General features: G+C 35.2%; 19 protein-coding genes. 12 read left to right on the top strand and 7 right to left on the bottom strand.

Annotated features, from left to right (window positions below):
- Positions 1-32: 32 nt before the first annotated feature.
- The 7 genes from smc (at position 33) to BELBA_RS14175 (ending at position 10,998) form a co-directional block, all read left to right on the top strand.
- Entirely contained in the window at positions 33-3,572 is a 3,540-nt protein-coding gene (gene smc, locus BELBA_RS14145; RefSeq protein ID WP_014773376.1) for a chromosome segregation protein SMC, read from the top strand.
- 137 nt (positions 3,573-3,709) lie between these two features.
- Positions 3,710-5,119: a redoxin family protein gene (locus tag BELBA_RS14150; protein ID WP_014773377.1), complete on the top strand. Its 1,410-nt coding sequence runs from the start codon at positions 3,710-3,712 to the stop codon at positions 5,117-5,119.
- Between the two features lie 131 nt (positions 5,120-5,250).
- On the top strand, positions 5,251-5,868 hold the full coding sequence (locus BELBA_RS14155) for a hypothetical protein (protein WP_014773378.1): 618 nt from the start codon (positions 5,251-5,253) through the stop codon (positions 5,866-5,868).
- 60 nt (positions 5,869-5,928) lie between these two features.
- Positions 5,929-6,825, top strand: coding sequence for a bile acid:sodium symporter family protein (locus BELBA_RS14160; protein ID WP_014773379.1), 897 nt, complete (start codon positions 5,929-5,931; stop codon positions 6,823-6,825).
- Positions 6,826-6,861: 36 nt separating this feature from the next.
- Positions 6,862-7,863, top strand: coding sequence for a lysophospholipid acyltransferase family protein (locus tag BELBA_RS14165; protein WP_014773380.1), 1,002 nt, complete (start codon positions 6,862-6,864; stop codon positions 7,861-7,863).
- 93 nt (positions 7,864-7,956) lie between these two features.
- Positions 7,957-9,051, top strand: coding sequence for a 4-hydroxyphenylpyruvate dioxygenase (gene hppD / locus BELBA_RS14170; protein WP_014773381.1), 1,095 nt, complete (start codon positions 7,957-7,959; stop codon positions 9,049-9,051).
- A gap of 213 nt (positions 9,052-9,264) precedes the next feature.
- Complete coding sequence (locus BELBA_RS14175) at positions 9,265-10,998, top strand: phospho-sugar mutase (RefSeq protein WP_014773382.1); 1,734 nt, start codon at positions 9,265-9,267, stop codon at positions 10,996-10,998.
- 79 nt (positions 10,999-11,077) lie between these two features.
- On the opposite strand, the gene BELBA_RS14180 is transcribed toward BELBA_RS14175, so the two are convergent.
- From BELBA_RS14180 to BELBA_RS14195, 4 genes are all read right to left on the bottom strand, one after another.
- The gene (locus BELBA_RS14180; RefSeq protein ID WP_014773383.1) at positions 11,078-12,007 is read right to left on the bottom strand and encodes a YihY/virulence factor BrkB family protein; all 930 of its coding nucleotides are present in this window, start codon (positions 12,005-12,007) and stop codon (positions 11,078-11,080) included.
- 51 nt (positions 12,008-12,058) lie between these two features.
- Positions 12,059-13,012: an aldo/keto reductase gene (locus BELBA_RS14185; RefSeq protein ID WP_014773384.1), complete on the bottom strand. Its 954-nt coding sequence runs from the start codon at positions 13,010-13,012 to the stop codon at positions 12,059-12,061.
- Positions 13,013-13,081: 69 nt separating this feature from the next.
- Entirely contained in the window at positions 13,082-14,464 is a 1,383-nt protein-coding gene (locus tag BELBA_RS14190) for an NAD(P)H-binding protein (protein ID WP_014773385.1), read from the bottom strand.
- A gap of 1 nt (position 14,465) precedes the next feature.
- Positions 14,466-15,707, bottom strand: a complete 1,242-nt coding sequence (locus BELBA_RS14195; RefSeq protein WP_041779391.1) for a protoporphyrinogen/coproporphyrinogen oxidase — start codon at positions 15,705-15,707, stop codon at positions 14,466-14,468.
- Positions 15,708-15,892: 185 nt separating this feature from the next.
- On the opposite strand from BELBA_RS14195, the gene BELBA_RS14200 reads away from it, so the two are divergent.
- The gene (locus BELBA_RS14200; protein ID WP_014773387.1) at positions 15,893-17,113 is read left to right on the top strand and encodes a serine hydrolase domain-containing protein; all 1,221 of its coding nucleotides are present in this window, start codon (positions 15,893-15,895) and stop codon (positions 17,111-17,113) included.
- Between the two features lie 24 nt (positions 17,114-17,137).
- On the opposite strand, the gene BELBA_RS14205 is transcribed toward BELBA_RS14200, so the two are convergent.
- Positions 17,138-18,280 (bottom strand): cysteine desulfurase family protein, encoded by a 1,143-nt coding sequence (locus BELBA_RS14205; RefSeq protein WP_014773388.1) that lies wholly within the window; start codon positions 18,278-18,280, stop codon positions 17,138-17,140.
- A gap of 204 nt (positions 18,281-18,484) precedes the next feature.
- On the opposite strand from BELBA_RS14205, the gene BELBA_RS14210 reads away from it, so the two are divergent.
- Positions 18,485-18,835: a hypothetical protein gene (locus BELBA_RS14210; RefSeq protein ID WP_014773389.1), complete on the top strand. Its 351-nt coding sequence runs from the start codon at positions 18,485-18,487 to the stop codon at positions 18,833-18,835.
- A gap of 115 nt (positions 18,836-18,950) precedes the next feature.
- Here BELBA_RS14210 and BELBA_RS14215 read toward each other — a convergent pair whose 3' ends face one another.
- Together BELBA_RS14215 and BELBA_RS14220 are read right to left on the bottom strand one after the other, a co-directional pair.
- The gene (locus BELBA_RS14215) at positions 18,951-21,113 is read right to left on the bottom strand and encodes a xanthine dehydrogenase family protein molybdopterin-binding subunit (protein ID WP_014773390.1); all 2,163 of its coding nucleotides are present in this window, start codon (positions 21,111-21,113) and stop codon (positions 18,951-18,953) included.
- A 2-nt stretch (positions 21,114-21,115) separates the two neighbouring features.
- Positions 21,116-21,574 carry a (2Fe-2S)-binding protein gene (locus BELBA_RS14220; protein ID WP_014773391.1) on the bottom strand — a complete coding sequence of 153 codons (459 nt, stop codon included), beginning with the start codon at positions 21,572-21,574 and terminating at the stop codon, positions 21,116-21,118.
- Positions 21,575-21,778: 204 nt separating this feature from the next.
- Here BELBA_RS14220 and BELBA_RS14225 point away from each other — a divergent pair, with 204 nt between their 5' ends.
- The 3 genes from BELBA_RS14225 (at position 21,779) to hrpB (ending at position 26,137) form a co-directional block, all read left to right on the top strand.
- Positions 21,779-22,924: a Gfo/Idh/MocA family protein gene (locus BELBA_RS14225; protein ID WP_014773392.1), complete on the top strand. Its 1,146-nt coding sequence runs from the start codon at positions 21,779-21,781 to the stop codon at positions 22,922-22,924.
- 115 nt (positions 22,925-23,039) lie between these two features.
- On the top strand, positions 23,040-23,555 hold the full coding sequence (locus tag BELBA_RS14230) for a DUF2911 domain-containing protein (RefSeq protein ID WP_014773393.1): 516 nt from the start codon (positions 23,040-23,042) through the stop codon (positions 23,553-23,555).
- A 95-nt stretch (positions 23,556-23,650) separates the two neighbouring features.
- A complete protein-coding gene (gene hrpB / locus BELBA_RS14235; RefSeq protein WP_014773394.1) occupies positions 23,651-26,137 on the top strand; it encodes an ATP-dependent helicase HrpB in 2,487 nt (828 codons plus the stop codon).
- Positions 26,138-26,140 lie beyond the last annotated feature (3 nt).

Here is a 26,140-nt window from a genome sequence, read left to right on the forward strand (position 1 = left end):
GTTTCTTGTTCAAGAATTAATCCGAATAAAGCATGCTACTAAGTAAGCTAGAGATAAAAGGCTTCAAAAGTTTTGGTGATAGAATGGTCATTCATTTTGACAAAGGCATTACTGGTGTCGTAGGCCCAAATGGATGTGGTAAATCCAATGTAGTAGATGCAATAAGATGGGTGCTAGGTGAGCAAAAATCAAGAATGCTCCGCTCCGATAAGATGGAGAATGTTATTTTTAATGGGACCAAAACAAGGAAGCCAACAAACCTCGCTGAGGTTTCGCTTACTTTTGAAAATACAAGAAATTTACTTCCAACAGAATATACACACGTCACTATCACAAGAAGATATTACAGGAGTGGCGAAAGTGAATATTTGCTCAATGGCATTGCTTGTAGATTGAAGGACATCACCAATCTATTTATGGATACAGGAATCAACTCCAATAGTTATGCAATTATTGAGTTGAAAATGATTGAAGAATTGCTCAATGACAAGAATAATTCAAGGAGAGATCTTTTTGAAGAAGCAGCTGGAATTTCAAAATTCAAAGCAAGAAAAAAAGAAACGCTTCGCAAACTTGAAGATACAGATGGAGATCTAGATCGTGTACAAGATGTACTTTTTGAAATTGAAAAAAATCTCAAAAGCTTGGAAAAACAAGCTAAACAAACTGCAAAATATTTTGAAATCAAGCAAGAATATAAGGAAGCTAGTATCAATCTAGCTAAAAAATCTGTAGCGAATAATAGCGAAGCCTTGATTCAATTGAATAATAAAATTGAGGCAGAGAATGACAATAAAGTCATGGTCAATGCTAAAATAGCTGAAAAAGAAGCCTTTCTTGAGTTTAGTAAAGCAGATTTGATTCAAAAAGAAAAGTTACTTTCTTCCAGACAGAAAACACTCAATGATCATGTCAATAAAATACGACAGTTTGAATCCGATAAGAAAATAAAAAACGAAAGACTGAGGTTTTTGGAAGATAGGGCACAAAAACTCAGAGAACAAATCGATTCTGACCGGAAGTCAAATGATCGTGCAGGGTTCAGCATCAGGTCTCTTGAGCAAGAATTAGATAGTGCTAATAAAATGCTTTCCGAAAAAGAAATCATCGTCGAGCAACTTCGGGAAGCTTACGATAATCAAAAATCATCTCAAACTACGATTCAAGAAAAACAGAAAGAAATAAGCAAAGAATTTACTCTCAAAAAAGATATTGTCTATCAGATTTCCAAGGATAAAGAAATTAAACAAATTCAGCTTTCTACACTCAAGCAAGAGTTAGAAAAAACAGCCACAGACGATAATAGTCAAGAAGCAAATCTTGCTGATTTTGAAGATAAATTACATTTGATCAAAAAAGAATTAGATCAAAAAACTTCCGAACTAAGCAAAATTAAGGCTAAAGAAGAAGATCAAAATCTCAAAGTAGAAGAGCATAACAAGGTCATTGAAATGATTAGGGAAGAAGTAACTCAAACCTCCCGTAAACTTGATGCTAAACAGAATGAATATAATCTTACCAAATCTTTGGTTGAAAATTTAGAAGGTTTTCCAGAGGCCATCAAATTTTTAAAGAAAAACTCCAATTGGGGAAAAGACACTCCTCTGCTTTCTGATATCCTGACTACAGATGAAAGATATCGTGTGACGATTGAAAATTACTTGGAAGGTTACATGAACTATTATGTAGTCGATACTCAGGATCAAGCCATTATGGCGGTAAATTTATTGAGTGATGCAGCCCGAGGAAAAGCTAATTTCTTTGTTTTGGAGCATTTTGACAAATTTCAAGCTTCACAAAACAAGCTTTTTTCAAATGCGATTGCTGCTACTGAAATTATTGAATTTGATGAAAAATATTCCAAACTGATTAGCTTTATTTTGGATGATGTCTATATAGTAAATGGAGAATATCACGACTTTCCAATTGACCAAAATTCGATTTTTATCACTGAGAGTGGGAAATTCACAAAAAGGAAATTCAGTATCTCCGGAGGTTCTGTTGGTCTTTTTGAAGGGAAAAGAATTGGTAGAGCTAAGAATCTTGAAAAATTAGAAAAAGAAATCAAAGAACTGAATAAAAAAGTAAGTTCAACGAGAGCAAATTTAGATAAAAAAATAAGTGACTTGCTCAAAATCAAAGAAGTCAGCTACAAAAGTAAAATTGAGCAACTTCAGCAGGAGATTAATGAAATCAATCAGGAATATGTTTCTGTAAGGACAAAAAAAGAGCAACTCAGCGAGATGCTTTCTTCTAATGCTAACAAAAGAGAGGATATTATAGAGAGAATCGATGAGCTTCAGGAGAGCCTTTCACAACTTATTCCTCAGCTAGAAGAAGAAAACGCAAAGTTTCAATATTTAGAAACTGAAGTAGAAAACTTAACTGAACAATTACAAAGCGAATCGGAAAGTCTTTCTCATAAATCAGCTGCCTTCAATCAAGAAAACATACTATTTCATCAGCACTTAAATCGTGTCAGCAGTCTTGAACAAGAAATTGAATTCAAGAAAAGTGCTTTTGACGCAAGCAAGGAAAGGATTGAGAAGTCACATCTTGAACATAGTTCAATAGATCAAGAAATAAAGTCCTTATTAGACAACAATGAAATCAAAGATGATGAATTGATTGAATTGTACACTGAGAAAGAAAGTATTGAAAAAGGAGTAAATGAAGCTGAAAAGGACTATTATGCTTCTCGAGGAGAGATAGATACAGCTGATAAGCAAATTAGAGAATTACAAAAAAGCAAAGAAGGAATAGATAACATCATCCAAGAGTTGCTCAACGCTCTCAACGAGGTCAAACTCAAACTCAACAGCATGAAAGAGCGCTTGAGTGTAGAATTTGAAATTGATTTGGATAGCTTGATGGAAGAAAACCCTGAGGTAGATGAAGCTTATATCAGCTTAGACGACTCTGAAATCCGTCAAACTGTACAAAAATGTAAGGAAAGATTGGAGAAAATTGGCCCAATCAATCCTATGGCAATGGAAGCTTACGATGAAATTAAGGAAAGGCATACTTTCATAACGGAACAGAGAGAGGATTTGATCAAAGCGAAAAACTCCCTTTTAAAAACTATAAATGAAATAGATCAAGTTGCAAAGGATACTTTCCTAGATGCTTTTGGTAAGATTAAAGAAAACTTCGTAAAAGTCTTTAGGTCGCTATTTACTGAGCAAGATGATTGTGATTTAAAATTGGTAGATCCTGACAACCCTTTAGAAAGCCCAATTGAAATCATGGCCAAGCCAAAAGGCAAGCGACCATTAACAATTAATCAACTTTCTGGTGGTGAGAAAACGTTAACAGCTACTTCCCTACTCTTTGCAATTTATCTCTTAAAACCTGCTCCTTTCTGTATTTTTGACGAGGTAGATGCTCCGTTGGACGATGCAAACATTGATAAATTCAATAACATTATTCAAACTTTCTCAAAGGAATCTCAATTCATTATCGTAACTCACAACAAAAGAACTATGGCAAGTACAGATATCATTTATGGAATTACCATGATTGAAGCTGGCGTGTCTCGAGTAGTACCAGTTGACTTGAGGGAATTAGCATAATTTACTTTTCTCAAAACTCTATTTTTTTGTGTTAGTAGAAGTATTTTAAAAATTTGTTAAATACAAGGATTAATTATGATTTTTAAGTTTTGATGACTAAATTTTACGCTTATTAACCATATTAAAAAACCATTAACATGAAAAATTCTTCAATTTTATGGTCTTTCTTAGCTTTTTTTATATTAAGCTGTGGAAAGCAAGAAACGTTTGATCCAAAAATTATCATCGCAGGTAAACTTGATAATACGGACGCCAAAGAAATCAATATTTACTTAGAGCAAGAAATAGCTGTTGCTTCTGTTGAAGAAGATGGAAGCTTTCGAGTCGATTTTGAATCTGAGTCAACTGAAAACTATTATGTAAGAGCAGGTAGAGAAGGTTTTAATTTATTTTTGAGTCCAGGTGATAGTGTTTATATCGAAGCAAACACAAATGATTTTAATGAATCTTTGAAATTTCACGGTGATCATCTTGCTGAAAACACCTTTCTTTTTGAGCGAGATAAGCTTTTTAGAGAAAGTGGTATGGGCGATATGATGACCTTGATGGGTATGGAGAAAAATGCATATTTTGATAAAAAAGATGAATTTTTTGCCACATTAAAATCAAGACTTGAAGAGTTAGAATTACAGGAAGAAATTGATAAGAATTTTGTGAAGTTAGAAGAAGCCTATATCAACTATCAACCTTTACTACTTGATAGTCAATACCCTATGTATAACGCTTACCTTAATAAAATCCCTCAGGATTCTGTAGATTTCCCAAAAGAAGAAGTAAAGGAAAAGCTAGCCTCTCTAGATCTTACAAAAGATGATCTCCTCAAATCAGGATCATATAAAGCACTAATTGACAGAAGAGTTGGTGAAGAGGTATCTGAAATCATGAAGCAAGATACAACACTTAGAGGATCTGAAGATGGATATGAAAAAGCAAGATTTCTTGCTATGGATAAATTATTAAAAAATCAAACAGTCAAAGATCAGTTCTTATTTGATTATATCAAATCTAATTTGGAATACAGAGGACCCATTCACGTGAAATCTTCATATGAAAAGTTTATTGCCGAAAATCAAAGCCCTGAGCTCCAAGCAAAATTAGAAAAAATAAAAGCGAAATGGGATCCTATCATGCCAGGTCAACAAGTTCCTGATTTTTCATTTGTCAACATTAATGGCGAAGAAGTTAACTTAAGTGATTTACGAGGAAATCTTGTTTATATAGATATCTGGGCAACATGGTGCGGACCTTGCATTGCGGAACATCCACATTGGGACAAAATGAAAGAAGAATATAAAGACAAGGATGTATCTTTCCTGACTGTTTCGATAGATGATAGTAAAGAGCCATGGGAGAAAATGGTTAAAGATAAAAACATGGATGGATTACAGTGGTTTTCAGCAAATGCTTGGAAATCTGATTTGGCGCAACATTTTATGGTAAATGCAATCCCTAGATTTCTACTTCTTGACAAAGAAGGAAAAATCATAGACCCTTCTGCGGACAGACCTTCAGGAGATATAAGGAAAACAGTAGATAAATATTTATAAAAATCTAAGTTTTATAAGTATAAAGAGTGAATCATTTTTGGTTCACTCTTTTATTTTTAACATTAAGCAGCTATTGTTGTATCAAATTTCAAACTTTAATAATTTCCTATCAATTATAATCCAAAATTCTAATGAAGAAATGTTTACTGCTTTCATTTGTTTTGATAATAAGTTTCCAATCCTTTAGCCAAGAAGCTTTTCAATTCAAAAAAGGTTTCATTGGAATAAGTTTGGGACCTTCTTTTTATACTGGTACAGCTCTCGTAAATAATTTTCAAAATCAAGGAGTACCAACTTCTCAAACTGATCCAGAAATCTCAAAAGGTCAGATAGGTTTCAATATCAATTTGCTTGATATTGGGTATAGTTTTACTGAAAATTGGGGCGTTGTTTTCAAATTACAAGGTGGATCACAAGTCTCTAGATCCTCTGGAAAAGTTTTGAAATCTACATTTGGAACATTTATGATTGGTCCAATGTATTCGGTTAAAATTCAGGAAGATCTAGTTTTAGATATGAAAATTAAAGGAGGTAGATTTTTTAATGTTTTGACATTTAATGATGAATTTGGAAGTTCCTTTTCAAATAGTAATTTCAATTTTGGAATGGAAGCTGGAGTATCATTGAGATATCATTTTGACCAACAATTTTCTTGGATAAATAATCTTGATTTTCAAAATCAATTTGAAGGAAATAACGAAAATATCAATCGGCTTAATATTTCCACAGGCATTGCCTTTAGGTTTTAATCAAAATTTTCTACCCTATCAAGTTAGCCTTATAAAGACAAAACCAAATACATTGCATTCATGCTAGAACGACTTGATAGCAGTACATTAAATTTTGATCAGGACTCCCTCTTGTTATTGAATATTTCATTAGCAATCATCATGTTTGGAGTGGCCTTAGATTTAAAAATCTCAGATTTCACCGCCATAGCCAAGAATCCAAAATCTTTTATCGCTGGAATAATTAGTCAGTTTATATTTTTGCCTTTTTTGACTTGGGTGTTTGTGTTGATCATCACTCCTCCCCCATCAGTTGCACTCGGCATGTTCTTGGTGGCTGCCTGTCCAGGAGGAAATGTTTCTAATTTTATCAGTCATCTTGCAAAAGGTAATGCAGCTCTTTCTGTTAGTTTAACTGCATTTTCCACTTTATTTTCAATTTTTTTGACTCCATTTAACTTTGCTTTATGGGCAGGTTTCTATGCTCCATCTGCAGACCTTATGCGCGCTATTAGTCTTGATTATATTGATATTTTTCAAACCGTGGCTTTGATTCTTGGAGTACCACTAATTCTTGGAATTCTAATTAACAATAGATTTCCTGTTTGGAGTAAAAGTGCAACCAAAATCTTAAAACCTCTTAGCATCTTTATTTTTGCAGTCTTCGTAGGTATTGCATTTGTAGGAAATTATAGTCTTTTTATAAAATTTATTGGATTGATATTTCTTTGGGTTTTTGGGCATAATCTTATGGCCTTATTCTCTGGATTTTCCTTAGCAAAAATTTTTAAGCTAAACCTTGCTGACACAAAGACTTTAACAATAGAAACAGGCATTCAAAATTCGGGGTTGGGCTTAGTCTTAATATTCACCTATTTTGATGGTTTGGGCGGAATGGCTATTATTGCTGCTTGGTGGGGTATTTGGCACATCATTTCAGGGATGGGTCTAGCATTCTTCTGGAAAAAATCTATTTAAAATCATTTTCGAATCACTTTTGATCAGCCTATTGAAATGAAATATTTAGTAAATGAGTTTCTTCGTTTTCTAGTCAGACTTGCTCTCAGGGTTTTTTACAAAGAAATTGTCGTTGAAGGAAAGCACAATATTCCAAAAGGTAAATCGATACTCATGGTCAGTAATCATCAAAACGCTTTGATTGATCCACTTTTGCTTGCTACATTATCTGGCTTAAAACCTCATTTTCTCACTCGAGCTTCTGTTTTTCAAAAACCTTTTGTAGCTAAAATGCTCAATTACATTCAAATGATTCCTATTTATCGAGTTCGTGATGGAGTTAGGAATATGGAAAAAAACCAAGAAACATTTGATAAAAGTGTTCAAGTGCTTTTAAAAAAAGGTTCCATGCTGATTTTTGGAGAAGGGAGTCACAGTACAAAAAGAAATTTAAGACCGATGAAGAAAGGTTTCGCCAGAATTGCCGTCCAAGCACTTCAAGTAAACCCTGAACTGGATCTATTTATTCTTCCAGTTGCTATCAATTACAGCAATCACAATCATTCTGGATCGAAAGTAAGGATTACTTTTGGGGAAGTAATCAATCCAAAATTATATAGTCAAAATTCAGAAACTCTAATTTCAGTTACTTACAAGGCACTATTACCTCTTGTAGTAGAAATCCCTGAAAATCAATATGAAAATAATCTCCAATTACTTATCAACAAGAATGTGGACCTAACCTCTCCCAGTGCGGTAAAAGAATTTTTGGATGAAAAGCCAATAAATGTAAAGTCTGTAAAAACACCTTATTTGCGTAACAAATTGATGAAGCTATTTCATCTTCCCATTTATTGGATTTGGCTTTGGATGGCACCAAAAGTAAAAGACGAGGCTTTTATAGCTACTTTTAAATTTGTAATTGGTTTGGTTGGTTTACCTATTTGGTATTTTACTTTTTACTTTGTTATGAGCGAACTAGAGGAAAAAGCATGGGCTATTTCATTTCTTTTCCTTGCAATAATATTTCTCTTCTCTAATAAAAATGGACAGAAGTAGTGAAAAAGAAAACAGACTTAGCACTTCCCCATCCAAGTAAGTATATTTTTGTATCTTTGACAAGCGAAATTATAAACCCAAATTCTTAGAAAAATGGAACAAGATTTTCTCCCACTATTAGGGACAGATTATGTAGAATTATACGTTGGCAATGCCAAACAATCCGCACTTTATTATCAATATGCATTCGGATATGAGCTCATAGCCTATGCAGGTCCTGAAACAGGCATCAAAGACCGAGCTTCTTATGTGTTAAAACAAGATAAAATACGCTTGGTATTGACCACTCCTCTTCAAGAAAATCACCCTATAGCTGATCATATCAAAAAACATGGTGATGGAGTAAAAGTACTGGCTTTATGGGTCGAAGATGCAAAGAAATCTTGGCTTGAAACAACTTCAAGAGGAGCTGTTTCTTATGAAGAGCCGAGGACTATCAAAGATGAAAATGGAGAAGTGGTAGTTGCTTCAATTAGAACTTATGGGGAGACGATCCATACATTTATTGAAAGAAAAAATTATCATGGAATTTTCCTTCCGGGATACAAACCAAGAAAAAGCGAATACAAACCAACATCAATTGGTTTAAAATACATAGATCATTGTGTAGGAAATGTAGGTTGGGGTGAGATGAACAAATGGGTTAAATTCTATGAGGATGTTATGGGCTTCAAGCTTTTAATCACATTTGATGATAAGGATATCTCGACTGAATATTCAGCATTGATGTCAAAGGTTGTTTCAAATGGCAATGGATATATCAAATTCCCAATAAACGAACCCGCGGAAGGAAAGAAAAAGTCTCAGATTGAAGAATATCTTGACTTCTATAATGGTTCTGGTGTTCAGCATATGGCTATTGCTACAGATGACATAGTCCATACTGTTTCTGAACTAAGAAAAAGAGGCGTAGAATTCCTTGAAGTACCTTCTTCTTACTATGATGATTTGTTGGATAGAGTTGGTAAGATTGACGAAGATTTACAACCTTTGAAAGACCTCAATATCCTTGTAGATAGAGATGATGAAGGTTATTTGCTTCAAATTTTCACCAAACCCATTCAAGATAGACCAACCCTTTTCTTTGAAATTATCCAAAGAAAAGGTGCTAAATCCTTCGGAAAGGGTAATTTCAAAGCTTTGTTTGAAGCAATTGAAAGAGAACAAGAACTGAGAGGAAATTTATAGACAACTATCAACTCCGAGGAATGTACTTCTCGGAGTTTTTTCATTCTTTTTTTAAAATACTCTCTTTTTATTTTGCATTTATTGCAGACTTAAATTTTTATTATTCAGGATTTATCGCAAAGGTTTCTTCTATTTAAAGAAGTATTTTTTAGCAATTCTTTCACTTTAAACCCATTATTTATAAATTGAAAATTCATTCAAACTTTTTACAAAATGACCAATGTAGATCCAATAATTATAGCCAAAGCAGAGTCTTGGTTAAAGAGTAACATAGACGAAAAGAGTAAATCTGAAATACAGAAATTGCTCGCATCTGAAGACAAAACAGAACTGATAGATTCTTTTTACCGCGATTTAGAGTTTGGTACGGGAGGCTTGAGAGGTATTATGGGGGTAGGCTCAAATCGAATGAATGTCTATACTATAGGCATGGCTACGCAAGGTTTAGCCAATTATCTCTTGAAAAGTTTTCCAAATGAAGAAATTTCTGTAGCAATTACTCACGATTGTAGAATCAACAATACACTTTTTGCTGATACTACTACAAATGTGTTTACAGCCAATGGAATCAAAGTTTATTACTACCGAGAGATGCGACCAACTCCGATGCTTTCTTTTGCAATCAGACATTTTGGTTGTAAAAGTGGTGTAATGGTAACAGCTTCTCACAATCCAAAAGAATATAATGGCTACAAGGCCTATTGGGAAGATGGTGGACAAGTAGTCGCTCCACATGATGTGAATATCATTTCTGAAGTTCAGAAAATCACTTCTGTAGATGACGTGAATTGGAATAAAAACGATGCTCTCATAGAATATATTGAAGCTGATTTTGATTTAATTTATCTCAATGAAGTTAAAAAATTGAGTTTATCTCCTAATGAAATAATGCTTCAAAAGGATATGCCAATTGTCTTCTCACCAATTCATGGAGCTTCTGGAAGAACTGTACCAGCAGCCTTGAAAATTTATGGATTTGAAAACATTCACATCGTAAAAGAACAAGCTGAACCAGATGGTACTTTCCCTACGGTGATTTATCCAAATCCAGAAGAAAAAGAAGCACTAACCATGGCGATTGAATTGGGTAAAAAGGTCAATGCAGAACTTGTTTTAGCCTGCGATCCTGATGGAGATCGCTATGCGGCGTGTATTCCTGATGGAAATGGAGGTTTTGAATTACTCAATGGAAATCAAGGTGGCTCTCTAATTACATATTATTTACTAAGCAAATGGAGAGAGCATGGAAAGCTTACTGGGGATCAATTCATGGTCAACACGATAGTTACTACAGAATTGATTAATGCAATCTGTGCCGGATTTAATGTGACTTGTTACAATGTACTTACAGGATTTAAAAACATTGCTGCGATCATCAAACAACTCGAAGGCAAACAACAATACATTGCTGGAGGTGAAGAAAGTTACGGATACATGGTTGGTGATTTTGTTAGAGACAAGGATGCTAATTCTGCTGCAGCTATTTTTGCTGAATTGGTTGCTTATTACAAGAGCAAAGGTCAATCAATTCAAGATGTTTTAGCCGAAATCTACATGAAATATGGATTTTACAAAGAACATCTAATTTCTGTGACTAAAAAAGGAAAAGATGGAGCTGAGCAAATCCAAGCTTTAATGGCTGGTTTTAGAAAGGACAAACCTTCTGAAATTAATGGAACCAAAGTGGTAAAAATAGTGGATGTCAAAGAAAGCGTAATCTACGATTTACTCAATAATAAAGAAGAAAAACTAGAAATGGATAAATCAAACGTTATTCAGTTTTATCTAGAAGATGGAAGTAAGATTTCTGCTAGGCCCTCTGGAACAGAACCTAAAATTAAATACTATTTTTCTGTAAATGAAAAATTGCCTAATAGAGAAGCTTATAAAGCTGTGGAAGCTTCCTTAGATAAAAAAATTCAAGGATTAATGAGTTTCTTTGGCTAATTATATTTCTACTAATACAAATGAAAATCAAAGGGTTATTATATTTTTTAACCCTTTTGATTTTCAGTGTTTTTATAAGTTAACTCTCTCTTCCTGTAGCATCGACTTCTATCTCACGCAATTCTACTTTTACAGCTTGAGCTAAAGGAACAATTCCTCTTCCTACTTTTTCAGCAATGTAATAGGTGATTTGAGCCCCAAATAGAAAAATCACGACGGAATAATAAACCCAAATTAAGAGTACAACCAATGAACCTGCCGTTCCATAAGCGGAGCCAAGATTGGAACTTCCCATATAAATACTAATAAGGTATTTACCTAAGGCGAATAATAACATTGTTACAAAAGCGCCAGTCCAAGTATCTTTCCATCTCACTTTTGCGTCTGGTAAGATTTTGTACATCAGTGCAAAAACAGCCATCAAAATTCCTTGTCCAATAATCAAATGACCTATTGAAGCCACAACGACGGCTATTGATTCTAAATATTGATCAAAGTAATTGAATATGACTACAATCAAAGCATCTAGAACAAGTGATACCAACAGGATAAAACCTATGGAAGCAACCATTGAAAAACTCAAAAGTCTGTTTATAACAAATTTCAATACACCTTTTTCAGGTTTAGCTTTGATATGCCAAATGTGATTGATTGCATTTTGTAAACTCACGAAGACCGTAGAGGCACTAAAAGCTAGAATTCCAAATGCTATAAAACTGGATATAACACCTTCTGAATCCATCGAAAAGTTCTCCATGATATCAGTGAGCGTTAAAGCACTTTCCTTTCCTGCTAGATTTTCTACTTGAAGAATGATTTCATCCTTGATTTCTGATTCTTGGTAGAATGTAGTCCCTATATTCAAAATAATTATCAAAAGAGCAGGCATACTGAAGATTGTATAAAATGCAGTGGAAGCAGCGAAACTCATAGAATCGCTACTACCAAAATCTTTTACACTATCTACAATGATTTGAAAAAATGTAAGCTTTTTTAATTTTCTAATCATATCAAACTAACCAAAAATAGTTTTTTACTTAAATCTTTCTTCAAGGGTCAGTTACATTTCCCATAAATCACTCAAGCGATAAGGGCTTTGTGGCCCAGTAAAGAACGATCCATCAATGAAACGATATTCTTTTTCAATTTTCATCAATTGATCCATATCTTCATTTTTCAGATTAATCTCGGCTGCTGCAAGGTTTTGCTTAATCCTTTCTTGATTTACAGACTTTGGGATAACTGCAATACCTCGATTTATCGAGAATGAAATTAAAATTTGAGCTGGAGAAGCCTGATATTTCTCTGCTAAATCTCTAATCACTTTATCTTCGAAGAGATTTGGTTCATCTTGTTTTTTGACAGAAGAAGATCTATCTCCAGAACCTAAGGGAGAATAAGCAGTCATCAATATTCCATTAGATTCACAAAATTCTACCAAGCCTTCTTGTCTCAAGTAAGGATGCATTTCTACTTGGTTCATTTCAGGTCCATCTCCCCCAAGAGCGATGATTTCTTTCAATTTGGATATGTTAAAATTTGACATTCCAATATGTTTGACTAAACCTTCAGATTTCAATCCTTGCATCCCTTGCCAAGTTTGACCAAGTGGAACATCAGAATAAGTATAAAACTGCTCTCTACTTTCTGCAAAGCCTACTCCTTTTTTAAAACTTATAGGCCAATGAATCAAATAAAGATCTAAATATTCTAACTGAAGATCATTCAGCGTCTTTAAGAGCCCCTTTTTGACATCTTCTTTTCTATGACAATCGTTCCACAATTTGGATGTAATAAAGAGTTCTTCACGCTTGACTAGTCCATCACTAAAAGCTTTGGTTAATGCCTTGCCAACTTCATTTTCATTGTTGTAAATATAGGCGCAATCAATATGCCTATATCCAGCTTCAAGTGCCCACAAGACAGCTTGATAAACTTCGCCTGGCTTTGATTTCCAAGTTCCAAGACCTAAAATTGGCATCTTATCGCCATTACTAAAAGTTAATTTTTTCATGATATTTAAATACTATTCAAGTTTATATCTTCTAATTTACGAAATGTTTTCTCTCTTGTCTCGATTAATCTAATCTTTAAATTTCTCAAGATATTTCTTGAAATTATTCATTACAAATAAATGTGCTCTTGCTTGTGTATTAATGTAAACATACCAAGGCAATCTTGGAACAAACTCGTGAATAGCAGAAATCATATATTTTCCATTTAATACTTCACGAAATTCTAACCATCCATAGTCATATCGCTTTACTAACCAACCTCCAGAAATATAAAATAGCTGTCGCTTTATATCGCTTCTGTCTGGAATCCATGTCAGTTGCAACATCGGTTTTTCTGAATTTAATAGATGAAAACCTATATCACCTCTATCATTTGCTTTTGCCTTAATGATAAATTTGAAGAAAAATGGAAGCCAAACTTTATATCTATTCGCAACCCATAAGGCACTATGATGCCTTGTATTAGGTAATCTTTGAATACTTCTTACCGTATTTTTGACTTGTTGAAGTTTCTTAAATTTTGGTAAAGGTGGAAGCGTATCCTTTGGATCAATAGCAATAGAGACACTATCCCTGTAACTCAAATAATTGATCTTTTTAATTTTAAACTCTAAATCTTTATCTACAGTTAATGTATGTTTTAGGCTTTCAACTAAAGGGCAAACAAGTGTTTTTGGGCTTTCTCCAAAATAGCTTACCCACAATTTTGAAAAACCAACAGAGAAAACAGGAACTGAAAAAACAAGACGCTTGAGACCCATCATCTCAGCCGTTTGCTCAATCATCTTTTTATAAGTGAGCATTTCAGGATTACCTATTTCATAGGATTTCCCGTACACCTCTTCATTTCCGACGCAAGTTTCAATGATGGTCAAGGTGTCTCGTAGAGATATGGCTTGAGTATTTGATAGAGTCCATTTGGGACAAACCAAAACTGGAAGTTTCCTAACCAAATTATAAATCATCTCGAATGAAGAACCACCAGGACCCACGATAATTCCAGCTCTTAGAGCTGTAACGGGAACACCTCGATTTCCAAGAGTCTTTTCAACTTCCAATCGACTTCTTAAATGCTTGGACATTTCAATTTCTTCGACCTCTTTGGGAAGAATGCCGCCCATATAAATAATCTGTTTAACATTATTTGCTTCAGCAGCACGAGAAAAATTATCAGCCAATAGCAAATCTGTATCCTCAAAACTACCTTGATTCAACCTAGTGGAAGCACTCATAGAGTGAATCAAATAAATTGCATAGTCTACATCCTTCAAAGCTTCAATAGTAGATGTAATTGAAAATAATTCAACCATTCTCCACTCTACATCTGGATCAGAGTTATCAATGGCCTCTCTTCTACTTAAAGCAACGATATGATATTTGTCTTTGAGTTGTTCAATGCACCAGCGACCTACATATCCTCCAGCACCTGCAATCGCTATTGTCTTTTTCAATTTAACGGGGGTCTTGGGTTGTAAGTAACAAAGCTTCTACAGCTTTTCTACCAGATGTCATGGCAGCATTGATCGAACCGTTTAAAAGATAATCTCCTGCCAGAAAAATATGATCATAAATTTTAGTGTTAGTAAAAGGCAAATCAGCTTTCATATCCTCTACATCAGGTAGCGCTTCCTTGATTTCATATGTTTTGATGGGTTTAAAATATTCAGCTTTTATACCTGAAATTGCCTCAAGCTCTATAGCAACTAAGTTTTCTAACTTTTCTGTATTTTGAATTGGTTTAATTACTGAAACTGAAAGTAGAGCTTTTCCATTTTTTGAATAAGCTTTACTGATATCAGTCATAAATACAATGTTGTTAATCAAAAACTTATTATCTGGAATTAAGCCAATCATTGGCCTGATTAAAAATGATTTCTCTAAAGAAAAATACAAATTGTAAACAGATCGGTATGGCTGAATTTGTCCTTTTAATTGTGGTAGTAAGTGATCCGATTTCCCTGCAATAATAATCTTATCCCCATGCAAAACTTCTCCATTTTCCAAAAAGACCTGATGTCCTTCTATTTTGGTTACTGGAGCATTCAATTTTAATTCAGTGTGCTTTAATTTCGATTTTAAATATTCAGGAATGGCTTTCATACCATTTTCCGGAACAGCCGCAAAACCTTCTCCAAACATCTTAAAAACAAATTGAAACATTCTAGCAGATGTTTTCAATTCATTTTCAAGAAAAATCCCTTTAAAAAAGGGCTTAAAAAAGTTCGTTATAATCTTTTCAGAAAACCCATAATCTTTCAAAAACTGAATTGTACTTATATTTGGCGAATTGAAAATTTCGTCAATCTCTTTCTTTTGAAGAGATTTTGTGAGCTTGTATATTTTCAACTTATCCATAAAGGATCCAACAGGTGAAAAAGCCATTCCAAGAATTTCGGAAGGATTTCGTAAAGGATCAGAAATAGTGTAAGAACTTCCAGGCTTCAGAATAAGTGCTCCAGGATAGAATTTTTTGAGTTTCAAAACTTCAAAGTCCAAGTATCTACGTGCCTCAGGGTAAGCTGTTAATAAAACTTGAAATCCACGGTCTAATAAAAATCCATCAACATCATCTGTGGCAACTCTTCCTCCTACACGATCAGAGGCTTCTAATAAAATTGGATTAATTCCAGAACGTTCTAATTCATAAGCTGCAATCAGCCCTGAAATTCCCGCCCCTATAACTATTACATTCATATATTTTTCTGTGCTGTTTCTTAACAAATAGACCAATTTGGACTCAAATTGTTTTTTCTAATTTAACAAATTTGTTGATCTATACAGCAAAATATTTTATGATTGATTTACGAATCCTTCAAATAAAAACTCTTTGATAACAAATCAAAAGCCTGTACTTTTCATTGCTATAATAAAAACACCTCATGAAAGCTAAATTAATATTCCTTGCAATTTTCATCATAAGTCCAATTATTTTGATGGCTCAATCCAGATATTTTCCTGCTATGGGCAACTGGGAAAAGAAAGAGGCTGCCGAATTGAAAGTAAATGCACAGCAACTTCAAGAAGCTGTAGATATTGCAATAGCTACAGAAAGTAATGCAGATAAAAATCTAAAAATGGCTCACTATCTTAGTGCTTTTGGTCGTGAACCTTTTGGCTTTCCGATCGGTCCGATGAAAGACCGAGGACCCGCAACAGGATTAGTCATTTATAAAGGTTATGTCATTGCCGAGTGGGGAGATCCATATCGCGTTGACCTTACCTTTAGTGTTGCGAAGAGTATTTTGTCAACTACGGTTGGATTGGCTGTAGATCAAGGACTGATTAAAAGCGAGAAAGATCTTGTCTATCCTTACATGGCTCCCATCATTCCCTATTATCCATACAGGATGCAGATGAACAAATCAGATCATCTTAATCAAGAAGATGTCATGGAGCTATTTGCAACAGATCATAATAAGAAAATCACTTGGGAACATTTATTAAGACAAACTTCAGATTGGGAAGGAACACTTTGGGGAAAACCTGATTGGGGTGATCGTCCACAAGGAAATTCTTCCACTTGGTTAGAAAGAAATAGAAATGAACCCGGTTCAGTGTATAAGTATAATGACACTAGAGTTAATGTACTGGCTTTAGCTGCTATGAATGTATGGAGAAAACCTCTTCCTGTTGTGTTCAAAGAAAATGTGATGGATAAAATCGGTGGAAGCCCAACTTGGAGATGGACTGGTTATGAAAATTCCTTTGTAATCATTGATGGTCAAATTATGCAGTCTGTTTCCGGTGGCTCACACTGGGGTGGTGGGATGTTCATTTCGGCATACGATCAAGCAAGATTTGGCTATCTGACACTTAATAAAGGAAATTGGAATGGACAACAGATTATTTCCGAAGCATGGATCAACAAATCCCTCAGTCCAACTCCCGTTCAGACCAATTATGGATTTATGAATTATTTTCTGAATACCGACAAAAAAGAAATACCCGCTGCTCCAGAATCAGCTTTTTTCCATCTTGGTGCAGGAACTAACATGATTTATGTTGACCCAGAAAATGACCTAGTAATCGTTAGTAGATGGATCGATAATAGCAAAAAAGCAGAATTGGTAGAAAAGATTTTGCGGGCTATTGGGAAATAAATTCTATAATAAATAAATGGAAATTTAATCCCTTAACTTCTCAATAACATTCCTAACGATTCTAATAACTTTATCAATTTCTTCCTCTGTTGTCATTCTACCCAAACTGAATCTTATAGAGGCTCGACCTAAGTCAGCTTCTATTCCCATAGCAGCGAGTACATGGGAGGGTTTGGGTGAAATACTCGTACAGGCAGAACCCGAGCTCACAGCTACTTCACGATTAAGCTCACGAAGTAGGTCTTCTCCTTCAATTCCCTGAAATGATATATTCGATACATGATTTAATCTTTGACTTTGACCAGCGTTTAAGATAGTCCCTTCGATTTTTAAAATTCCTTTTTCCAGTTTATCTCGAAGGCTTTTTAACCTTTTTGACTCTTCATTCAAGCTAGATTTTGCTATCTCAGCTGCTTTCCCTAATCCCACAACTCCAGGAACATTGAGTGTTCCACTTCGGAAACCTTTTTCATGTCCACCACCATCTATTTGTGAAATAGGTTTTGGAAGTTCATGATTATGTCTGATGTAAAGAACACCCACTCCTTTTGGACCATAAAATTTGTGTGCAGATAATGCCATCAAATGGATTCCATTTACATCAATAGGGATTTTACCAACAACTTGGACTGCATCAGTAAAAAAGATGATATCGTGCTTTGCTGCTATTTGAGCGATTTTTTCAACGGGGTGAATCACCCCTGTTTCATTATTCGCCCACATTAGACAGATCATTTTGGTTTCAGGTCGTATGCTTGACTCTAATTCAACAAGATCTATTTGTCCATTGCTGTCAACAGGAAGCAGGGTGATTTCTGCACCCTTTTCTTCAATTTTCTTTAAAGTATCAAGAACTGCTTTATGTTCAGTCTGACATGAAATATAATGTTGCTTCTCTTTTCCATACCTTTCTAAAGTACCTTTGATTGCAATATTGATAGCTTCAGTAGCCCCTGAGGTAAAAATAATTTCCTTAGGATTTGCACCTATCAAACTCGCAACATTTTCCCTAGCCATTTCCACTGCATTTTCTGCCATCCAACCAAAAGGATGACTCTTGCTAGCTGCATTTCCAAAATGCTCATTAAAATAAGGAATCATAGCTTCTACTACTTCTTGAGCACAAGGGGTTGTGGCATTATAATCAAGGTAAATGGGGTAATTCATTTCAATAGGTTATTATTTGGTTGATTGAGTACAGCGGATTGATTATTGGTGAATTTGATGTTAGTCGATTTTCAGTGAAAACTACCTTTTAAACATTGATGAATAAAATTGTCTTTTGAAAAAGTAAAGTTTCCTTTCAACATAATATTTCAATCTTATTTCTACTATATTTCTATCATATTTCAAACCAACCCAGATCCAAACATGCAAGAAACTTGGCTCTTTAAAATAGAACAAAAACAATCTTCACTAGAGAATCTTATTCAAGATGTTTTGGAAAAGGAGCGGAAAGATCTTGGGATTTTCCTTTCTTATTATTTCAAAAGAGAAGGTGCAGTCACGGAAAATGTGGCTTTAAAAGGAGAAATCGACTTTACTTCTGAGTTGCAAGGTAATTTTATCTTAGATTTTGATCTAGTCCATTTCAATGCCTGCCTGAATATTCATGATACCAAACGAGACGAAATCAATGTTGATTTTGAGTTATCGAAAGATATGAAAGAACTTAAACTCACAGGACCATATATTCCTGAAAGAGGAATGGACGAGATTTGAGATGCATCAAATAGTAGAAATACAAATAACCTCGCTTTTCACACGGGGCTATAGAAATTTATTCTGTTTAATGCATCCTTCTCTTGTTTCTTAAATCTTGAATCTAACTTCTCACCTACCCTCTCTTTATCTCTAGATTTATATCTGAGAACTCTTTTTGCTCTACAAATGGCTGACTTCTAAGTCTTCTTCCAGTAGCTGCAAATATTGCATTGGCGATAGCTCCTCCAGTTGGTGGTAATGCCGGTTCTCCCAAACCAGTTGGATCAAAACCACTATCCAAGTAATGAACTTCAACTTCTGGAACCTCCTTCATTCTGATCAGACGGTAAGAATCAAAATTCTTTTGTTTTGGTAGCCCATTTTCGAAGGTTAGATTTCCATACATCGCATGGCCCATACCATCTACGATTCCACCACGAACCTGATGATTGGCACCGGTTGGATTGACTACAATTCCACAATCTGTACTTGCAATTATTTTTTTCAAGACAGGTTGATTGTTTTCCATTTCGATGTTGGCTACTTGTGCTACATAGGATCTGTGGGAGAAATACACAGAAAAGCCTTGCTTCACATTGCTGTCTTTACCCCAATTTGATTTTTCTGCTGCATCTTTGATCACACCAATCATCCGATCTATATCATAATTCACTGATCCAATTGGAGAGGTTTTCGCTTTTTCCAAAAGCTCAAGTCTAAATTGTATTGGATCTTTTTGTGCTTCCAAAGCCACTTCATCTAAGAAAGACTGTTCAGCATATGCCAAGAAGTTAGTAATTGGCGCTCTCCAAGCGTTGGTAGTGATGGAAGATGCGTAATTGACATTCTCAATCAAAACATTTTCTACAGCACCTGAAGGGAAATTATCTTGTCTTACCGAATTACCTGCATTCATGCCAACTCCCCTCAATTTATAACCAATCATATTTCCAGCTTCATCTAAAGCTGCTGAGAATCTATATCTTACGGCAGGTCTATACGCTCCACCAGTCATGTCATCTTCTCTACTCCATGTAACTTTCACGGGGGCATTCATTCTCTTAGAGATTTCTACAGCTTCAAGCACATAGTCTGCACGAAGCCTTCTTCCGAATCCTCCTCCTAGCCTTGTGATTTCTACACTGATATTTTCTTTAGGAATTCCTAGCAAATTGGCCGTTTGAACTCTGGCTGAATCGGGAGTTTGTGTTGGGCCGATTAATTCCACTTGATCTTCTTTCACATGGGCGAAGAAGTTCATTGGTTCCATCGGAGAATGTGATAAGAATGGACATTGATATTCGCTTGTGACGATTTTTGATGCATTTTTGAAAGCAGCATCTACATCGCCGTCTTCGCGCATTGCTCGGGCATCTTTGCTATCTAGCAATTCTTTGAATATACGATCGTGATCAAAACTGCTCTCTACTTCGCCTTCAGGTTCGTAAGAAACATTCAATCTTCTTTTGGCTTTCATCAATGGCCAAGTGGAATTCCCAACTATTGCAACATTATTGTCATAGACAATTACATCTTGTATTCCTGGAATAGCTCGTGCTGAAGCATCATCCACGGATTTGATTTTCATTCCAAAAGGTGGTCTTTGAACCATTGCAAGAAGCATACCTTCTCTGTAAAAATCCAATCCAAATAGAGGTTTTCCAGTGAAAATATCTTTATTATCCACATTTTTAACTGGAGTCCCAATGATCTTAAAATCCTTTGGATCTTTGAAAATCACTTCATCGGGAGCTTCTAACTGTGCTGCATCGAGTACCACTTCACCGTAGCTCAATTTCCTGCCACTTTCTTTGTGATAAATTATACCTTTTTCCGTAGTCAAAGTATTTTTATCTACCTCTAAGCGAGTTGCAGCTGCTGAGATCAATAGCAGTCTTGCAGTTGCTCCTGCTTTTCTAAGCCTTTCCCAAGAATGCGGCATTGCACCTGAACCACCAGTAAGCTGTCTTTCATACTTTTCGGTATCCAAATTCGCTTGTAATACTCTCACGCGTGACCAATCTGCATCCAATTCCTCAGCAACAACCATCGGGAAAGATGTTTTGATATTTTGACCTAACTCTGGATTTGGAGAATAAATTACAATGTCTCCATCAGGCGTTATAGAGAGGAAACTATTGAAGTCTGTCGCTTTAGAAAGAATTTCTTCTGTGCTGAGCACTTGCATCTTAGGCGAGTCACATCCTGACCAATAAAAGCCAATAAACAATCCTCCAGTAGCTGTAGCAGCTATTTTAAGGAAATCTCTTCTGTTCGTTTTGGTTATATTTGCCATGATTATTTAGTTTTTGCAGCTAAGGCTACAGCTTCACGAATTTTATGATAAGTACCACATCTGCAAAGATTTCTATTCATTGCATTGTCAATCTCTTCTAAAGTGGGTTTTGGGTTTTTCTTTAAAAATGAAGCTGCATTCATAATCTGACCAGCTTGACAATAGCCACATTGAGCTACATCTATTTCATTCCAAGCTTTTTGAACAGGATGATCACCCTCTTCAGAAAGACCTTCTATTGTGGTCACTTTATCATTGCCAATACTAGAGATTGGAAGTGTACAAGAAAAAGTAGCTTCCCCATTGATATGTACAGTGCATGCACCACATTGAGCAATTCCACAAGAGTATTTTGTTCCAACTAATCCAAGATGATCTCTTAAGACCCAAAGTAGCGGAGTATCATCCTCTACGTCTACTTCGTAGTTCTTTTCATTAATTCGAAGATTATAATTTGCCATGGTTAAAGTTTTTTTATTTAGATAATAATTTAAACAAAATATTAATTCATTTAGTGACTTGTAGTGGATTTTTGATGTTAATTGTGACGATCTGCATTAATGAAATATAAATGGATAAATCATCTGAATGCAAAAGTGTTTTTATAAAGAAGATATTGGGCTATATTTAATTTTGAAAGATAAACATTAACAATCAAACCTATTATGAAAAAGATTAATGCAGCAATCGTTGGTACTGGATTTATCGGCCCTGCCCATTTAGAAGCATTAAGAAGATTGCCAAATATTGAAGTTGTCGCACTCTGTGAAGTGAATATTGACTTAGCTAAAGAAAAAGCGGCATTACTTGGTATTCCAAATGCCTATACTTTCGAAGAGATGCTTCAAAATCCAGAAATCGATGTGGTTCATATTTGCACACCAAATTTCCTCCATTTTTCCCAATCAAAAGCAGCTTTGCTCGCAGGCAAACATGTCATTTGTGAAAAACCTCTTGCTACAAAAATCGAGGAGGCTGAAGAGCTAGTTGCATTAGCAGAAGAAAAAGGTCTTGTAAATGCAGTTCATTTCAACTTGCGATACTATCCCATGGTCAGACAAATGAAAACCATGCGAGAAAATGGTGAATTGGGAGAAATATATAGTATCATGGGGTCCTATCTTCAAGATTGGTTGTTTTTACAGACTGATTACAATTGGAGATTAGAGCCAGACAAATCAGGAGATTCTAGAGCAATCGCCGATATTGGATCACATTTATTGGATTTAACAGAATATGTGACTGGACTGAAAATTACTGAAGTATTGGCTGATTTTTCTACAGTTCATAAGACAAGATTAAAGCCTTTGAAAGCCATAGAAACGTATTCTGGAAAAATGCTGAATGCTTCAGATTATCAAGAAGTTCCAATCAATACCGAAGATCATGCTACAGTCTTATTGAGGTTTGATAATGGAAATAAAGGTTCAGTGACTGTCTCCCAAGTCAATGCAGGAAGAAAAAATAGATTAAATATTGAAATAGCGGGTTCTAAATCCAATTTTGAATGGTGCTCAGAAAAGCCAAATGAAATGTGGATAGGAAAAAGAGAAACAGCGAACCAACATTTAATGAAAGATCCTGCTTTATTTACAAAAGAGGCAGCAGGACTGATTAGTTTTCCAGGTGGTCACAACGAAGGTTTTCCTGACACTTCGAAGCAAATGTTCAAAGAAGTATACGCTGCTGTAAGAGAAGGCAAGCAACCTGATAATCCTGCTTTTCCAACTTTCAAAGATGGATTACGTGAATTAATTATCTGCGAAAGAATTATTGAAAGCCACAGAACCGAAAAGTGGATAAAAATATAAGAAACTAAAAAATCAAAAGAACTTTAAAAATCCCTATCAAGAGACTTATATTTCATATAAATTCTGTTTGATTAATATCAAAAAATAACCTTTAAACTCAATTAAATTAAAAGCAATGAAACAATCAATTTTCAAAAAAATTGGCTTAATGGCAGTCTTAATCACATCTGTAAGTCTTTTTGCGAATGCACAAGGAGAAAAGCCTAGTCCAGCAAAAACTGCTAAAGGAGAAATCAATGGTGCTAAAATCACGATCAACTACAGTAGTCCAGCTGTAAAAGGCAGAACAATTTGGGGTGATTTGGTTCCTATGGGAGAAATCTGGAGAGCTGGCGCAAATGATGCGACGACAATTGAATTTAGCAAAAATGTAAAGGTTCAAGGAAAAGAGTTACCTGCTGGAAAGTATAGTTTCTTTGTCATTCCTGGTGAAACAGAATCTACTTTTATCTTCAATAAAGTAGCAAAACAGTGGGGTGCATATACCTATGATGAATCAGAAGATGCCTTGAGAGTGACCGTTCCTTCTGGACAGACATCATCTTTAGAAGAAAGATTGGTTTATGAAATCACAAAGACTGGTTTTGAAATCCGCTGGGAATATGGCAGAGCAGCTGCTAGCATAGAGTAACCCAAAGTTGTTATTATAATAAAAATCCGCTTTTTAGTCCAATATGAAAGACTAAAAGGCGGATTTTTTACCTTTGTGATAAAAATAGATAGATTTTGAATTTTGATCCATTTGCAATAGACCTTCCCGTCAAGGAAATCATCCCTGAAGTTCTTCAAGAACTTCATTCCAAAAATACACTAATTGTCCAAGCTCCTCCTGGAGCTGGAAAAAGTACTCTCCTACCATTGGCTTTATTAAACCAGCCATTTCTAAAAGGAAAGAAAATCCTAATGCTAGAACCAAGAAGGTTGGCAACCAAATCCATAGCTCTTCGCATGTCTGAGTTGCTTGGGGAGAAATTGGGGAAAACTGTAGGATATAGAATTCGATTTGAAAGTCAAGTATCTGAACATACTAGGTTGGAAGTGCTAACTGAAGGCATTCTTACGAGAATGTTGCATTCAGATAATGCATTGGAAGATGTGGGATTGGTGATTTTTGATGAATTTCATGAAAGAAATATTCATGCCGATGTGGCTATGGCTCTTTGCCGTGAAGCACAACAGTTGCTAAGGTCAGATTTGAGAATTTTGGTAATGTCTGCCACTTTGGATATGCCGCAACTTGCAGCACTACTCAATGCACCTGTTATTTCTAGTGAGGGAAAGATGTTTCCAGTTGAGATCAATTACACTGGAGATACTGATCCCTGGTTAATGCCTGAAATGGTTGCTAAAAATGTGATCGATGCCAGTAAAAAACATGAAGGTGATATTTTAGTTTTTCTACCAGGACAAGGAGAGATCAAAAAAACAGAAGCAATTTTAAAAAAACAATTATCAAATTTTTCCATCCATCCTCTATATGGTCAACTCTCTCCTACTGCTCAATATCAGGCAATCATGCCTAATAAGTTCGGAAAAAGAAAGGTAGTTTTATCTACTTCTATTGCAGAGACGAGTTTGACTATAGAAGGAATTACAGTGGTAATCGATTCGGGATTTGGAAGAACTTCAAAATTTGACCCAAAGTCAGGTTTGAGTAAACTAGAAACAGTCAGAATTGCAAAAGATTCGGCAGATCAGCGTGCAGGAAGAGCGGGAAGATTACAGCCAGGATTTTGCTATAGGCTTTGGTCAAAAGCCACTCAAGCTAATTTGGCAAACTTTAGAACACCAGAAATCTTAGAAGCCGATTTATCTTTTTTAGTTTTAGACATGATGCAATGGGGAATCAAAGATATTAGAAATCTCACTTGGCTAACTCCTCCTCCGGCAGGAACTTTGGCTCAGGCATTTGAAATTTTGAATCAATTAAATGCTATTGAAAATGGTAAGATAACTCCACATGGAAAGCAAATTCATGCAATCCCCTCACATCCAAGAATCGCTCACATGCTAGTGGTCTCAAAAGATGAAGATAAAATTGCTTTGGCAACCGATATTGCGGGATTATTGGAAGAAAGAGACCCCTTGCCCCCAGATACAGGAGTTGATATAAATCTCAGAATAGAAGCTCTAAGAAGAGCTCGAAAAGAAGCTTTATCAATTAAAGGATTAAATAAAATTGAAAAAATAGCTTCAAATTATCGAAGACTTTTCAAAGCAGAGGTTGATAATTCACCTGTAGATTCATTTGAAACAGGCTCTATCATTGCTTTGGCTTACCCAGAAAGAATCGCATTCGCCAGACCGGGTAACAATGCTCAATTTCAACTAGCTAATGGAAAATTAGCGATGATTGGTCACAAAGATGATTTGGCACATGAATCTTGGCTAGCTATTTCCCATATAGATGCACGTGAAGGTATGGGGAAAGTATTTTTGGCTTCACCACTCAACCCGAAGGATTTAGTCCCATTTGTTAAAGAAAAAAGAAAAGTAATTTGGGATAGCAAAAAAGGTGGATTGCTTGCAAGCATAGACTTGAGTATCGGCAGCATTGTTCTTCGGTCCACTCCTATTCGAGACCTTTCTGACTCTGATTTGAAGGAAGCTTTAACAAACGCCTTGATTCTTGAAGGTGAAAAACTTCTTGATTTATCCGAAAAAGTTCAAAATTTGCAGGCAAGAATGGGGAGCTTACGAGTATGGAGAAGAGAAGAAAACTGGCCTGATTGGTCTGTTGAATCTATCATCAATAATCAAAAGGAGTTATTAGAACCCTATTTAACAGAAATTCGCAAGCCTGAAGATTTTAAAAAGCTAGATTTAGTGTCTATTTTATATCACTCTTTGTCTTTTGAGCAGCAACACAAATTCAATGACTTAGTCCCAGAGAAAATCAAGGTGCCAAGTGGAAGTTTAATTAAAATAAATTACTCAGCAGACGGTGAAGCCCCTATTTTGGCTGTTCGCTTACAAGAGGTTTTTGGTTGGCTGAATACTCCAAAGATAAACGAAGGCCGCACATCACTTCTCCTACATCTTCTTTCACCTGGTTTTAAACCTGTTCAGATAACTTCTGACTTAAAAAGCTTTTGGGAAAATACCTATTTTGAAGTAAAAAAGGAACTTAAAAGGCGCTATCCAAAACATACTTGGCCAGAAAAACCACTAGAAGAAAAAGCAATTCGAGGTGTGAAAAGAAAAGAAGAATAGCCA

It is taken from the genome of Belliella baltica DSM 15883 (assembly GCF_000265405.1).
In the GTDB taxonomy this organism is placed as follows: Bacteria; Bacteroidota; Bacteroidia; order Cytophagales; family Cyclobacteriaceae; genus Belliella; species Belliella baltica.